The sequence below is a fragment of the Bacteroides stercoris ATCC 43183 genome, from assembly GCF_025147325.1.
Classification (GTDB): Bacteria; Bacteroidota; Bacteroidia; order Bacteroidales; family Bacteroidaceae; genus Bacteroides; species Bacteroides stercoris.
In genome coordinates, this window is the sequence record NZ_CP102262.1 from 2,967,580 (window position 1) to 2,982,790 (window position 15,211).

Genomic DNA, 15,211 nt, shown 5'->3' on the forward strand with positions numbered 1-15,211 from the left:
CGTTTCCAAAGGGCTACACTACGTTTCCAAAGAGCTACATTACGTTTCTAAAGGGCTACATTATAACTGTAAAGGTCAACTCTGCAATTCCAAAGTTGACCTTTACGTTTTCTCTATTATTTCGCTACTCTCTCCAGCCATTTAACCATTGAGAGCATCACAATCATGGAAGCGCCCGTTGCACCCACGAAAACCAACCAGCATGCCCAGATTGGAACAGTGGTGTAAAGGATACCACCAACGAAAAGCAGCGAATTACCTACTGCCGTTGCAGCCAGCCAGCAACCCTGCATCAGACCCTGCAAATGAGGGGGAGCCACCTTGGACACGAAAGACAGTCCCAGCGGTGAGATGAATAACTCGGCAACCGTAAGGATGAAGTACAAACCTATCATAATCCACGGAGTCACACGGATGGCATTGATTTCGGCGGCACTCATCGTGCTCAACGCATCTTTGGCAGGCAAAGTGAACGAGAATATCATCAGGAACACGTATGCCAGTGCCGCAATGCCCATACCGATGGCAATCTTCATCGGAGTGGACGGTTCTTTATCCTTTTTCTTCAATGCGCCGAACAGCCACATGATAAACGGAGTGAGGAATACCACAAAGAACGGGTTTACACACTGGAAGATTTCAGCACCCTTGATGCGGGTAAAGCCAAGGTCAATATCGATTACGCTCAAGTCTACATAGTCGCGTGCAAAGTAAGTCAGCGAATAACCGTTCTGGTGGAACGACAGCCAGAAGAAGATTACCACACCGAACACTGCGAACAGGGCATAAATACGCTGTTTGATTTCGGCTGCGCTCATCTTGATTTCTTCTTTGCTTACGGTAGCATTCTGTTCCTTGGCAGCTACAACCTTCTTTGCCGGGTCGGGGAAACGGTTCTTGTTGACCAGGTAGATTACCAATGAAATCAACATGGCAACGATGGCAGCCATGAAAGCATATTGGAAACCGCGGTTAAACACATCCAGGTAGTTGTTGACAAACGCACCCATATCAGCCACATGGCTGCCGTCGAGCGTAACCTTGTCTGCCAGAGCCGTAAGATTCTCCATAGCCTGGGGAGCCATCTTGTCGCCCTCTTTAAGGAATTGGTGACAAAGTTCGGGCAAAGTGGCATCATAGTCGAAGTTGTTGACCTTCAGCCACCAGTTGCGCACACCGATAGCAATCCACGGAGCGAAGAAACCGCCGATGTTAATGAACATGTAGAATATCTGGAAACCGGAGTCGCGCAGGCTTGAGTACTTGGGATCATCGTACATCTGACCCACCAATGCCTGAAGATTACCCTTGAACAGACCGTTACCGAAAGCAATGACCAGAAGTCCGAAACAAGTCAGTCCCAGGTAAAGTCCCATGCTGGGAACAGGCGTAGGAGTAGGAATGGCAATAATCAGATAACCCACCGCCATCATCACCAGACCGGCAAGGATAGTGCCTTTGAAGTTTTTAGTCTTATCGGCAATGATACCGCCTGCCAATGCCAGAATATAGATAGATGCATAGAACGCGGAATAGATATATCCGGTAGTCGTTTCAGACAGCCCGAACTTCGCCGAGATAAACAGTGTAAGGATTGCCATCATAATATAGAAGCCGAAACGCTCTCCCATATTAGCCAAAGCGGCAGCAATCAAACCATTAGGGTGCTTGCTAAACATAAAAATAAGTTTTTGTAAATTAGTAATTAGTATTAGTTTATTTATATTTTTTGCAAATATATACTTTTCATCGAGATTTCCGGTAAGAAAACGAAATATCTCTTGCCGGAAATCAGGTTTTTAATATCCCTTTCACGAAAAAAGCCGGAAAAAGCGTGTGAATAATTACACTATGACAATCTGTGCCGGAAAAAGCATTAAAGTCACATAATCCCTCATGCCTACACAACTCATGCCTCGAAAAGCCTGCAAACCTCAGCGTGTACCTCCTTTATCAAATCCTTCGGATTGAGTTTGAGCTGCAACCCGCGCTGTCCGGCACTGATGTAGATATAGGAGAACTGCAGGCAGGTTTCGTGAATATAGGTAGGGAAAGGCTTTTTCATGCCGATAGGCGAACAACCGCCGCGGATATACCCCGTCAGCGGAAGCAGTTCCTTCATCGGGATAAGGTCGCACTTCTTGTTTCCGGACACCTTGGCGGCCAATTTCAGGTCTACTTCGTGCTCTCCGGGAATGACGCACACAAAATAACCGGTTTTATCGCCATGCAATATCAGAGTTTTAAATACCTGCTCTATATCCTCTCCCAAACTGGCAGCCACGTGTATGGCACTCAAATCTTTCTCATCCACCTCATAAGGAATGAGCTCGTAGGCAATCTTTGCCTTATCAAGCAGCCGAGCTGCATTTGTCTTGTTGATTTTATTTTCTTTCATTACAAACTATAATTGCAGACAGGCGAAAAGCATTCCGTTGCAGAAAGACGTTTTGCCGTCCGATGCCCTTTCACCTGTCATTTTTCTTTCAGACTATTTTAAAGATGAAGTTCTTCTTTCAGGAACTTCGGGGTATATCCTTTCGTACTCATCGCCACCTCTTCGGGCGTGCCGCAAGAGAGAAGCTCTCCCCCGCCCTTACCGCCTTCGGGTCCCATGTCGATGATATAATCCGCCATTTTGATGACATCGAGGTTATGCTCGATAACGATAACCGTGTTGCCCTTATCGACCAATTTATTCAATACATTCATCAGGACGCGGATATCCTCAAAGTGCAGTCCGGTAGTAGGTTCGTCAAGAATATAGAGCGTCTTGCCCGTATCCCGCTTGGAGAGTTCGGTGGCCAACTTCACACGCTGGCTCTCGCCACCGGAGAGCGTAGTGGAAGACTGCCCCAGCTTGATATACCCCAGACCGACCTCCTGAATTACCTTAATCTTGTTCAATATCTGAGGTACGTTTTCAAAGAATTCCACAGCACGATTTATCGTCATATCCAGTACGTCGGCAATGGACTTCCCCTTGAAGCGCACTTCCAGCGTTTCGCGGTTGTAGCGCTTGCCATGGCAAACCTCACAAGGAACATATACATCGGGCAGGAAATTCATCTCAATGGTTTTGTAGCCGTTGCCCTGGCAGGCTTCACAACGTCCGCCGCTTACATTGAACGAGAAACGTCCCGCCTTGTATCCGCGGATTTTGGCTTCGGGCAGGCCGACAAACAGGTTGCGGATATCAGAAAAGACTCCCGTATACGTGGCAGGATTGGAGCGCGGAGTACGCCCCAGCGGCGACTGGTCTACATTCACCACCTTATCTATATACTCCAGTCCCTCGATACTGCCATACTCCAAGGGGTCCTGAAGCGAACGGTAAAACTTCTGCGAAAGGATGGGCTGAAGCGTTTCATTAATCAGTGTGGACTTTCCGCTGCCCGATACTCCCGTTACACAAATCAGTTTGCCAAGCGGGAACTCCACATCCACATTTTTCAGGTTATTGCCTCTTGCACCGCGCAGCCACAGGCTATGGCCGTTGCCCTTGCGCCGTTCGGCAGGCACTTCAATGGCACATTCGCCGTTCAAATACCGGGAAGTCAGCGTATGCGTCCGCAACATCTGCTGCGGAGTGCCGGCAAATACCACCTCACCCCCCAGCCTGCCTGCCTTGGGGCCCATATCTATAACGTAATCGGCGGCAAGCATCATGTCTTTATCATGCTCCACCACAATCACGGAATTACCCATATCGCGCAACTCCTTCAACGAATGGATAAGCCGCAGATTATCGCGCTGGTGCAATCCGATGCTCGGCTCATCCAGTATATACAGCACGTTCACCAACTGCGAGCCTATCTGCGTAGCCAGCCGGATACGCTGGCTTTCGCCGCCGGAGAGGCTGACGGCGCTGCGGTCCAGAGACAGATAATCCAATCCCACATCCAGCAGGAATTTCAGGCGGGTACGGATTTCTTTCAATATTTCTACCGCAATCTGCTGCTGTTTCCTGCTAAGATATTGGTCTACGTTCATCAGCCAGTCATACAACTCGTTGATGTCCATTGTGGAGAGTTCGTAGATGTTTTTATCGTGAATACGGAATGACAAGGCTTCCTTGTTCAACTTCGCTCCGTGACATTCGGGACAGACAGCCGTCCTGGCAAATTGCTCCGCCCACTTCTGTGCCGTGGCAGACGCATCCTTTTCCTGCAACATCTGGATATACTTCACCACTCCCTCAAAAGTGACAAAGTAGTCGGAAGACGTACCGATAAGGGAGCTTTTTATCTTTATACGCTCATCCGAACCGTATAGAATCTCATCTATCGCATCGTCCGGCAGCTCCCTGACAGGAGTTTTCAGTGTAGCTTCATACTTCTCCAGCAATGCGGCAATCTGCCAGAATATCATGCTGTTCTTGGCTTTTCCCAAAGGAATGATGGCTCCCCCGCTGATGGAAAGCTCGCGGTCGGGGATAATCTTGTCTATATCAATCTGGCTCACCACGCCCAAACCTTTACACTTGGGGCACGCTCCCTGCGGAGAATTGAAGGAGAAGTTATGGGGGGCAGGCTCGCGATAGGACAGTCCGGTGACAGGACACATCAAACGCTTGCTGTAATGGCGCACGCTCTCGCTTTGGGCGTCAAGCACCATCAGCAGCCCGTCGCCCTGACGCATGGCAACGGCAACGCTGTTCTTCAGGCGGGTGTCGTCTTTATCCGCCACCACCAGTTTGTCGATTACCACTTCCACGTCATGGTTCTTGTAACGGTCCAGTTTCATGCCGGGCAATGCCTCGCGCACCTCGCCGTCCACACGGACATAGAGGTAGCCTTTCTTGCGAATCTGCTCGAAAAGTTCCTTGTAGTGTCCCTTACGGTTGCGCACCAACGGGGCGAGGATGTAAATACGCTTTCCTTTATAATCGTTCAGGATAAGCTCGAGTATCTGCTCTTCGGTATATTTCACCATTTTCTCGCCGGAAAGATACGAATAGGCTTCGCCGGCACGGGCATACAGCAGGCGAAGATAATCGTATATCTCCGTTGTCGTACCCACGGTGGAACGCGGATTTTTATTGGTGGTCTTCTGCTCTATGGAAATCACCGGGCTCAGACCGGTAATCTTATCTACATCGGGACGCTCCAGATTGCCCAGAAAGTTACGGGCATAAGCGGAAAACGTTTCGATATAGCGACGCTGGCCCTCGGCAAATATCGTATCGAATGCGAGGGACGACTTGCCGCTTCCGCTCAGCCCGGTGATTACCGTAAGGCTGTTGCGGGGTATTTCCGCATCGATGTCTTTCAGGTTATGTACACGCGCTCCGTATACATTGATATATTCTGTTTCTTCTTGCATATTTTAATGAATGAATTTGTGCAAAAATAACGGTTTCCGACCGAATATCAGTCGAAAAGCGGTATTTTTCGGTTTTGAAATGCACAATATTATTTCTTAACGCAATCCTTTGGTTAAAATGGGACAATATTGTTAACTTTGCGGCTACTTTGGGAAATTGTAAACATAAACCAACGATTACTGAATGAAAACGATTAACCGTATTTTTTGTTCCCTGCTGCTTGCCGGCGCGTGCAGCCTCGGAACAAGCGCACAAGAAAACCAATCCTACTTTCTGCATACGATAGAAAAAGGCCAGAGCCTGTATTCCATTGCCAGCATGTACAACATCAGCCAGGCGGATATAGTAAAACTGAATCCGGGAAGCGACGACAAGATATACGTAGGCCGTACCCTGCGCATTCCGCGTACGGATGCCGGCTTGCAAAAGGAGACTTTCCATACCATAGCTCCCGGTGAAACCCTTTACCGGCTTACGGTGAAATACAATGTGTCCGCTAAAGCCATATGCGATGCCAACCCCGGACTGAGCGCCGATAACTTCCGCATCGGGCAGGTTATCCGCATTCCGTCGGCCACGGATGCGGCAGCCGCCACCGCAGACACGCAGACACTTTCGGGCATGCCCGCAGGCAACACTACCATTCAGGCCCCGGTACAATCCCGCTGCCGCGACATGCACAAGGTAAAACGCAAGGAAACGGTATTCAGCATCAGCCGCGAATACGGCATTACCGAAGCCGAACTCATAGCCGCCAATCCCGAATTGCGGGGCGAGAACAAGATAAAGAAAGGTTCGTTCCTCTGTATCCCCTATCCGTCCTCTCCTTCTGCAACGCAGCAGGATACACCCCGGCAGGCCGCACCGAGCGACAGCGAACTGTTCAGTGAAAACACCAGAAGCAGCAAGCGCATCAATGTCATCAAGGCTGCCGTAGTCCTTCCGTTCCTGCCCGACGGGGCAAGCAAAAGCGAATCTGCCAAAATGGTGGAATATTACGAAGGATTCCTTATGGCGGTAGACAGCCTGAAGCGCACAGGCACTTCCATAGACCTTTATACTTACAGTACCGGTCCTGCTACATCCTCCCTAAACTCCATACTCGGCAAAAGCGAGATGAAGGACATGGATATTATCTTCGGCCCGTTGCACCAGCAGCACATCAAGCCTTTGGCCGATTTTGCCGACAAGCACGACATACGGCTGGTGATACCGTTTACGTCTAAAGACAATACCGTATTCCGCAATCCGTCGGTATACCAAATCAATACTCCCCAATCCTACCTTTATTCGGAAGTGTACGACCACTTTGTACGCCAGTTCCCCAACGCCAACGTTATCTTTATCGAGGCAAGCCAGGGAACCAGAGAGAAAGCGGACTTCATCAAGGGATTGAAAGAGGAGTTGCGCAACCGTTCCATACCTACAAAATCACTGAAAGAGGATGCTACCGTGGAGTCCTTGAAAGCCGTACTGCGTGCCGACCGTGAAAATATATTCATCCCCACTTCCGGAAGCAACATCACACTGATCAAGATACTGCCGCAACTGACACTGCTGGTACGCGAGATGCCCGACAGCCGCATACATCTGTTCGGCTATCCGGAATGGCAGACTTACACCAAAGACCATCTTGAAGCCTTCTTCGAACTGGATACATACTTCTACTCCTCGTTCTACACGAACAATCTGCTGCCGGCAGCCATTAACTTCACCAAGAGCTACCGCAAATGGTATGGCAAGGAGATGGACGAACGTTATCCCAAATTCGGCATGCTGGGTTTCGACACGGGCTACTTCTTCCTCAAAGGACTGTCGCGCTACGGTTCGGGATTTGAAAAGAACCTGGACAAAATGGACCTTGTTCCCATTCAGACCGGCTTCAAGTTCCAGCGTGTAAACAACTGGGGCGGATTTATCAACCGGAAAGTGTTCTTTGTACGCTTCACCAAGAATTTCGAACTGATAAAGCTCGACTTTGATTAAAGAAACGCCTTACAGCCATTTGGTTACAGTAAATTCGCAATTGAAGAAAATGAAACTAAAAACAATTATAGGAACAGCACTCTTAGCAGGTACATGTGCTTTGCCGGCAAGCGCACAGATAGGCGAACAACGCCATAACTTTTCCGTGGGCATCAACGGCGGCATCAACCTGAATAGCGTAAGCTTCTCTCCCAGAGTCCGCCAGAACAACCTGATGGGTATCAACGGCGGAGTGACCGCCCGTTATATTTCCGAAAAGTATTTCAGCATGATATGCGGTGCGCAAATCGAGCTTAACTTCTCCCAACACGGTTGGGACGAATTTTATGAGGACTATCCCGAACTGCAATACACGCGGAAGATGAATTATCTGGAAATTCCCTTCCTTGCACATCTGGCATTCGGTAAGGACAGAGGTTTGCAGTTCTTCGTCCATGCCGGTCCGCAGATAGGCTTCTTTTTAGGAGACAGCTATACGATAAGCGGCGACTGGGACAACTACCCGGGACTGACCGTAGAACAGCATGACAAAGCCGTAGACAACAGGTTCGACTACGGCATTACGGGCGGAGCCGGCGTGGAACTCCGCACCAAAGCCGGAAATTTCCTGGTGGAAGGCAGATACTATTATGCCTTGTCCGACTTCTACAACAGTACCAAGAAGGACTACTTTTCCCGTTCGGCACACGGAGTCATCACCGCTAAAATCACTTATTTGTTCGATTTAAGGAAATAAAGAAAATAACGGTATAATCCGGATACAGAGATATAAAAAGCGGGGCGAGTGTTGAATGTAACACTCGCCCCGCTTTTTATACCGGACTGTCTGTCTTACCGGACAGACCTTTTCTCTTTATCTCAATCTGTCCGCAGCCTTCACCATCAGCTCATCACGATAGATAGCTCGGAAAGCCAGATAATTCAGTATGATACATACGGCAGGCAGGCATAAAGCCCATCCCAACTGGAAAGCCATTGCATTCAAATCGTTTTTCAGGATAAACATAAACGCGAAGAAAGCAATGTAATAACCTATCAGCAAAAGACTGCCGAACACCGTCATACGAACCTGCAACATACGGTTACGGAACAGGAATATGGTGCATAACGCAATAATCGCACTCAACAGCAGAATGCCGAACAAGCCCCATGTAGACTGGAAGTTTCCATCGGCCAAAGTCACGCCCAACGGCTTGAATATATGAGCCGCTATCCCATCCGGACCGATAAACTGTCCCACCGGCAAGCAAAGAGCCACAACCAGCAGGATAGCCACCAATAACAAATAAACGGATTGAATACGCTGTATCATTACTGCAATTTCTCTTTTTCCTTGGAAGGATTACGATAATATACCTTACCTTCAAGATATTCCTGAGTGGCAATCAATGTCGGTTTCGGCAACTTCTCATAATAACGGGAAATCTCAATCTGTTCGCGATTCTCGAATACCTCCTCAAGATTATCGTTGTAAGAAGCAAACTCGGCCAGCTTCTTGGAAAGGTCATTCTTGATTTCAACACTGATCTGATTGGCACGCTTACCAATAATCGCTACTGATTCATATACATTACCGGTATCCTCACACAACTCCATCATATCACGAGTCACCGTAGTAGTAGGAGCATTTGTCTTTCTGTAATCCATAAATTTCTATCTAAATTAATTTTATTCTACAACAATTGTTTCACTTTCTGTCAGTCCTTCAAAATCTTCTGCGCTTCCTTGAAGATGCGGTCGGCATCTTTCATGTATTTGCTTTCGGGAAACTCGTTCTTAAAGGCGTAATATTCGTCTACCGCTTCACGATAACGTTCCGCACGCTTGTCTTCCACACTATACACCGCCATTTCGTATTTGGCGCGCAGGATAAGGATGGACAAATCTTCACGCATATTGGTGTAAGGGTAATCCTTTAATGCGTTCTGTGCAGTGATAACGCAAGACTCATAATTATTTCCCAAATAATTTCCCAAATTATAATAGAGCTTGGCAGAGAGATATTCTTTCATAACCAGCTTGTCCTGCAAAGCGAATATCATGCTTTGGGCCTCGTCTTTCTTCGAGCTGTCAGGGAAATATTCGAGGAACATTTGCAGTTGCTGAATCGCACTGTATGTACCGGACTGGTCCAAACGGGGCTCCGGCGTATCCAGGAACAATGCCTTTCCGGCATGGAAACGCGCCAGTTCGGTAAACGTACCGCGCGGGTACACATTATAGTATTGGGTAAATGTCTGCGCGGCAGTCTGATAATCTTTCTGGTTATAATAGCTCATACCCAGCATGTAAAGAGACTCTTCCGCTTTATCAGTACCTTTAAGAATGGCAATCAACTCGTTCAGCAACGTGGCAGCACGACTGTACTGGCCTTTTGCGAAGTAATTCTTTGCCGCTTCATACTTGTATTCGTAGTCTGTGCTTTTCAGCAACTTGTTGTATTCTCCGCATGAGGAGAGCAGCAGTGCTGCAAGCAAAGTTATAAGGACGTTCTTCTTCATTACTTTTATTCAAATAATGTGCAAAGATAGAGGTTCGCATCGAATTAAACAAAGATACGCACCTTAATTTTTCAAAAACAAAGATGAATGGGGTATCCCTACTTTGACACACTCCCTTTCATAACCTTCATACTGTCCTTTTTTTACAGTTTATACAAGTCGCTCGCAGCCAGCAAGTCCACCTTTTTCTCCGTCAATACCCGGATACAGTTTTCCATATCGTTGGGACGGATAATGACATTGGCAGTCTGCCCGTTGGCAAAGGAGTACATATATTCGATGAACACGCCTTCATCAGACAGGCAACGGAGCACCTTTGCCAATGAACCCGGAATATTGGGACAACTGATTCCCACCACATCGGTCACATTGACGGCAAAATGATTATCCTTCAATACCTTATACGCCTTATCAGGTTCGGACACAATGCCGCGAAGAATACCGAAATCGGCATTCTCGGCTATACAGAGTGCAGAGAGATTGACACCCTCTTTGGCAAGAACTTCCGTCACTTCCGTAAGGCGACCGGACTTGTTTTCCAAAAAAATAGAAAGTTGTTTTGCTACCATAAGTTTACTATTTTACGATTTACAATTTACGATTGTCGATTACGCGCTTCGCTTTACCTACGCTGCGCTCGATGCTGCGCGGCTCTACCAGGCGGACATCCACGCCCAGGCCCAGTACGCTTTGCAGGCGTGCGGTAAGCTTTTTCTTCAAAGCCAGCATCTTGTTGATTTCATCCGAGTAGTATTCCGGACGGACTTCCACTTGCAGTTCCATGGTATCCGTATTATTCTTACGGTCGACGAGCAACAGGTAATGCGGTTCGAATTCGGGCATTTCGAGAATGACGGATTCAATCTGCGTGGGGAATACATTCACGCCACGGATGATGAGCATATCATCGCTACGCCCGAGAATACGGTCCATACGCACCAGTGTACGGCCGCAGGGACATTTGTCGTAATGCAGGGCGGTAAGGTCTTTGGTGCGGTATCGCAGCAGCGGCATGCCCTCTTTGGTGAGGTGGGTAAACACCAGTTCGCCCGTCTCGCCCGGAGCAACCGGTTCAAGAGTGTTCGGGTCTACTATTTCGGGGAAATAATGGTCTTCGTTGAGATGCGTCCCATGCTGGCATTCGCACTCGTACCCCACGCCGGGGCCTGCTATTTCGCTCAGCCCGTAAATATCATAAGCCTTTATTCCCAACTTCGCCTCGATGTCGCGGCGCATATTCTCCGTCCACGGCTCTGCACCGAATGCACCGAACTTCAGCTTGAACTCCTCGCGCGGGAAACCGGAGTCCTTAATGGCATCCGCCAGATACAACGCATAAGAGGGCGTGCAGCAAAGCACCGTCGAACCGAAATCGTGCATCAGTGTAATCTGTTTCTCCGTATTGCCGCTGGACATCGGAATGACGGATGCACCGATATTCTCGGCACCGGCATGCGCACCCAGTCCGCCGGTAAAGAGCCCGTATCCGTAGGATATCTGGAAAATGTCCGAGCTGCCCGCACCGTATGCCGTAAAAGCACGCGACAGGCATTCCGACCATACCGACAGGTCTTTACGTGTATACCCCACCACGGTAGGTTTCCCCGTTGTTCCGGAAGATGCGTGAATACGGACTATCTGACTCATGGGAACGGCACAAAGCCCGAAAGGATAATTGTCGCGAAGGTCGTATTTGGTGGTAAAAGGAAGTTTCACGATATCATCGATGCTGTTGATGTCATCGGGGGTAATGCCCAGTTCCTGCATTTTCCTGCGATAGAAAGGAGTGTCATGATACACACGCTCCACTGTCTTTTTAAGACGAATGCCCTGGATTTTACGAAGACTTTCGCGGTCCATGCATTCGATACTCTCGTTCCAAATCATGTTTTTGTTGTATTACATTAATGGTTATTGTTAAATTGATACCGCAAAGTTATGTTTTACTTACTGATTTGCAAATTTTCAGCACAAAAACTTCAACATTCATCAAGGAGTAGAAAAAGATATGATATATTTACATTCTTTTCAGTCTGCCGAGTTCTTCTGCAATGATATCGGGAATGAGACTGACGTTTTTAGACCCATTAAGTTGCTTTATTTTCATACCTTTCCTATCTTTGCCCGACAATCCTGATGAAATGAATAAATTCGAGTTAACATCCGCCTACCGCCCCACCGGCGACCAGCCGGAAGCAATCGCACAGCTCACCGAAGGAGTGCTTGAGGGAGTTCCCGCACAGACCTTGCTGGGCGTGACCGGCTCCGGAAAGACATTCACCATTGCCAACGTCATAGCCAACATCAACAAGCCTACGCTCATATTGAGCCACAACAAGACGCTGGCGGCACAACTCTACAGCGAGTTCAAGGGATTCTTCCCGAACAACGCGGTGGAATATTACGTATCCTATTACGACTATTACCAGCCCGAAGCCTACCTGCCCTCTTCGGACACCTATATAGAAAAGGACCTCGCCATCAACGACGAAATAGACAAGCTGCGGCTTGCCGCCACTTCCGCCCTGCTTTCCGGACGCAAGGACGTGGTGGTGGTATCTTCCGTATCGTGCATCTACGGTATGGGAAATCCGGCGGATTTCTATAACAACGTAATCGAAGTGCAGCAGGGAAAAACCTACAGCCGCAACGTATTCCTGCGCCGTCTTGTAGACAGCCTCTACGTCCGCAACGACATCGACCTGAACCGCGGCAACTTCCGTGTAAAGGGCGATACCGTAGACATCTACCTTGCATACGCCGACAACCTTCTGCGCATCGTTTTCTGGGGAGACGAGGTGGACAGCATCGAAGAGGTAGACCCCGTGAGCGGTGTTACAATCGCCCGTTTCGATGCTTACAAGATATACCCCGCCAACCTCTTCATGACTACCAAAGAAGCCACCCTGCGCGCCATCCACGAGATAGAGGACGACCTGCACAAGCAGGTGCAGTGGTTCGAAAGCGAAGGCCGTCCTTTCGAGGCAAAGCGTCTGCAGGAGCGTGTTACCTACGACATGGAGATGCTGCGCGAACTGGGTCACTGCTCGGGCATAGAAAACTATTCGCGCTATTTCGACGGGCGTGCGGCAGGTACGCGCCCCTACTGTCTGCTGGATTTCTTTCCCGATGATTTTCTTATCGTCATTGACGAAAGTCACGTCAGCGTTCCGCAGATACGCGCCATGTACGGCGGCGACCGTGCCCGGAAGACAAACCTGGTGGAATACGGTTTCCGGCTTCCCGCCGCAATGGACAACCGCCCGCTGAAGTTCGAGGAATTCGAGTCGATGGCAAAGCAGGTGATATACGTCAGCGCCACCCCTGCCGACTACGAACTGATGCAATCCGAAGGCATCGTTGTGGAGCAGGTAATCCGTCCTACCGGTTTGCTGGACCCCATTATCGAAGTGCGTCCCAGCCACAACCAGATAGACGACCTGATGGAAGAAATCCAGTTGCGCATCGAACGCAACGAGCGCACCCTCGTCACCACGCTGACCAAGCGCATGGCGGAAGAGCTGACGGAGTATCTGCTCAACAACAGCGTAAAGTGCAACTACATACACAGCGACGTAGACACGCTGGAACGTGTAAAGATTATGAGCGACTTGCGCGAGGGCGAGTACGATGTACTTGTCGGTGTCAACCTTCTGCGTGAGGGACTGGACTTGCCGGAGGTGTCTCTTGTGGCTATTCTGGATGCCGACAAGGAGGGATTTCTCCGCTCCCACCGCTCGCTGACACAGACGGCGGGACGCGCCGCCCGCAACGTCAACGGCATGGTTATCATGTATGCCGACAAGATAACGGAAAGCATGCAGCTCACCATCGACGAAACCAACCGCCGCCGCGAGAAGCAGTTGAAATATAACGAGGAGCACGGCATCACCCCTCAGCAAATCAGGAAAGCAAAGAACCTCAACGTATTTGCCGGCACGGAAGGATTTGCCGAAGGTGGAACCGGCAAGGAAAAATCCCCGGCAACCGCGCCCCGTCCCTATGTGGAACAAGAGAGCAGCACCACGGTTGCCGCAGACCCGATTGTCCGGTACATGAGCCGCGCCCAACTCGAAAAGAGCATCGAGCGCACCAGGAAACTGATGCAGGAAGCTGCCAAGAAACTCGACTTCATCGAAGCCGCACAATACCGCGACGAAGTACTGAAAATGGAAGAACTGCTGAAAGAAAAAACGGAATAGAAGCTAAAAAGCCTGTCTGTATCAAACTGTTTGACGCCGCATTTGTTACTCTTTGCATATAACCCATTTAACAAACAAGATTATGAATAAAAAAAGAGGAACGGTAGCGCTGACAGCCTTGGCTGCCCTGTTTTCAGTAACCATACAGCAAGCGGACGCATGCACGCGCGCCACTTACATCGGACCGGAGAATCTGGTTATCACAGGCCGTACGATGGACTGGAAAGAGGACATCATGAGCAACATCTACGTGTTTCCGCGAGGAATACAACGGGCCGGCTACAATAAAGGCGAAACAGTGAAATGGACTTCAAAGTACGGCAGCGTCATTGCCACGGGCTATGATATAGGTACGTGCGACGGCATGAACGAGAAAGGGCTGGTGGCCGGACTGCTGTTCCTGCCGGAGTCCGTATACGACCGTCCCGGAGACACCCGCCCCGTAATGGGCATCAGCATCTGGACGCAGTATGTGCTCGACAACTTCGCCACCGTGCGCGAAGCCGTGGACGAACTGAAGAAGGAGACTTTCCGCATCGACGCTCCCCGAATGCCCAACGGCTCGGCTTCTACCCTTCATCTGGCTATTACGGACGAAACGGGGAATACCGCTATCCTGGAATATCTGGACGGGAAACTAAGCATCCACGAGGGCAAGGAATACCGGGTGATGACCAACTCGCCCAGATACGAGTACCAATTGGCCGTCAACGACTATTGGAAGGAAGTCGGCGGATTGCAGATGCTGCCCGGAACCAACCGCTCCAGCGACCGCTTTGTACGCGCGTCATTCTACATTCATGCCATTCCGCAGACAGCAGACGCGGCGATTGCAGTCCCCAGCGTATTGAGTGTGATGCGTAACGTATCCGTACCGTTCGGAATCACTACGCCCGACAAGCCTCACATCTCTTCCACGCGCTGGCGCTCGGTAGCCAATCAGAAAGATAAGGTATATTACTTTGAATCCACCCTTACTCCCAACCTCTTCTGGCTCGATTTGAAGAAGATGGATTTCAGCCCCCAAGCCAAGGTCAAGAAACTCTCGCTGACCAACGGAGAGGTCTATGCGGGAGATGCCGTAAAGGATTTGAAAGACAGCCCTTCTTTCACGTTCCTGTTCCAGACCCCGGTTCTCTGAGATAAGGCTTATACATAAACGAAGTTGTCAAAATGCACTTGACAATTTCTTTCAA

General features: G+C 49.3%; 12 protein-coding genes. 4 read left to right on the forward strand and 8 right to left on the reverse strand.

The genetic code is table 11. The annotated features are described in order from the left end of the window. Positions 1–116: 116 nt before the first annotated feature. From NQ565_RS12285 to uvrA, 3 genes are all read right to left on the reverse strand, one after another. On the reverse strand, positions 117–1,679 hold the full coding sequence (locus NQ565_RS12285; protein ID WP_005653881.1) for a peptide MFS transporter: 1,563 nt from the start codon (positions 1,677–1,679) through the stop codon (positions 117–119). 230 nt (positions 1,680–1,909) lie between these two features. Next, on the reverse strand, positions 1,910–2,398 hold the full coding sequence (gene ybaK / locus NQ565_RS12290; protein WP_005653879.1) for a Cys-tRNA(Pro) deacylase: 489 nt from the start codon (positions 2,396–2,398) through the stop codon (positions 1,910–1,912). 98 nt (positions 2,399–2,496) lie between these two features. Next, complete coding sequence (gene uvrA / locus NQ565_RS12295; RefSeq protein WP_005653878.1) at positions 2,497–5,325, reverse strand: excinuclease ABC subunit UvrA; 2,829 nt, start codon at positions 5,323–5,325, stop codon at positions 2,497–2,499. 184 nt (positions 5,326–5,509) lie between these two features. On the opposite strand from uvrA, the gene NQ565_RS12300 reads away from it, so the two are divergent. Continuing rightward, the gene (locus NQ565_RS12300) at positions 5,510–7,312 is read left to right on the forward strand and encodes a PBP1 and LysM peptidoglycan-binding domain-containing protein (protein WP_005653876.1); all 1,803 of its coding nucleotides are present in this window, start codon (positions 5,510–5,512) and stop codon (positions 7,310–7,312) included. Positions 7,313–7,361: 49 nt separating this feature from the next. Next, positions 7,362–8,048 carry a porin family protein gene (locus tag NQ565_RS12305; RefSeq protein ID WP_016662743.1) on the forward strand — a complete coding sequence of 229 codons (687 nt, stop codon included), beginning with the start codon at positions 7,362–7,364 and terminating at the stop codon, positions 8,046–8,048. A 117-nt stretch (positions 8,049–8,165) separates the two neighbouring features. Here NQ565_RS12305 and NQ565_RS12310 read toward each other — a convergent pair whose 3' ends face one another. From NQ565_RS12310 to NQ565_RS12330, 5 genes are all read right to left on the reverse strand, one after another. Then, on the reverse strand, positions 8,166–8,624 hold the full coding sequence (locus tag NQ565_RS12310) for a DUF4293 domain-containing protein (protein WP_005653872.1): 459 nt from the start codon (positions 8,622–8,624) through the stop codon (positions 8,166–8,168). Next, positions 8,624–8,959 carry a DNA-directed RNA polymerase subunit omega gene (locus tag NQ565_RS12315; protein WP_005653870.1) on the reverse strand — a complete coding sequence of 112 codons (336 nt, stop codon included), beginning with the start codon at positions 8,957–8,959 and terminating at the stop codon, positions 8,624–8,626. The genes NQ565_RS12310 and NQ565_RS12315 overlap by 1 nt, the downstream gene beginning before the upstream one ends. Positions 8,960–9,009: 50 nt before the next feature. Further along, positions 9,010–9,813, reverse strand: a complete 804-nt coding sequence (locus NQ565_RS12320; protein WP_005653868.1) for an outer membrane protein assembly factor BamD — start codon at positions 9,811–9,813, stop codon at positions 9,010–9,012. Positions 9,814–9,956: 143 nt separating this feature from the next. Next, positions 9,957–10,382 carry a hypothetical protein gene (locus NQ565_RS12325; RefSeq protein WP_005653866.1) on the reverse strand — a complete coding sequence of 142 codons (426 nt, stop codon included), beginning with the start codon at positions 10,380–10,382 and terminating at the stop codon, positions 9,957–9,959. 19 nt (positions 10,383–10,401) lie between these two features. Beyond that, on the reverse strand, positions 10,402–11,700 hold the full coding sequence (locus NQ565_RS12330) for a phenylacetate--CoA ligase family protein (protein WP_005653864.1): 1,299 nt from the start codon (positions 11,698–11,700) through the stop codon (positions 10,402–10,404). Between the two features lie 254 nt (positions 11,701–11,954). On the opposite strand from NQ565_RS12330, the gene uvrB reads away from it, so the two are divergent. Further along, positions 11,955–14,015, forward strand: a complete 2,061-nt coding sequence (uvrB, locus tag NQ565_RS12335; protein ID WP_034536248.1) for an excinuclease ABC subunit UvrB — start codon at positions 11,955–11,957, stop codon at positions 14,013–14,015. A gap of 82 nt (positions 14,016–14,097) precedes the next feature. Beyond that, positions 14,098–15,156 (forward strand): linear amide C-N hydrolase, encoded by a 1,059-nt coding sequence (locus NQ565_RS12340; protein WP_005653860.1) that lies wholly within the window; start codon positions 14,098–14,100, stop codon positions 15,154–15,156. Positions 15,157–15,211: the final 55 nt, after the last annotated feature.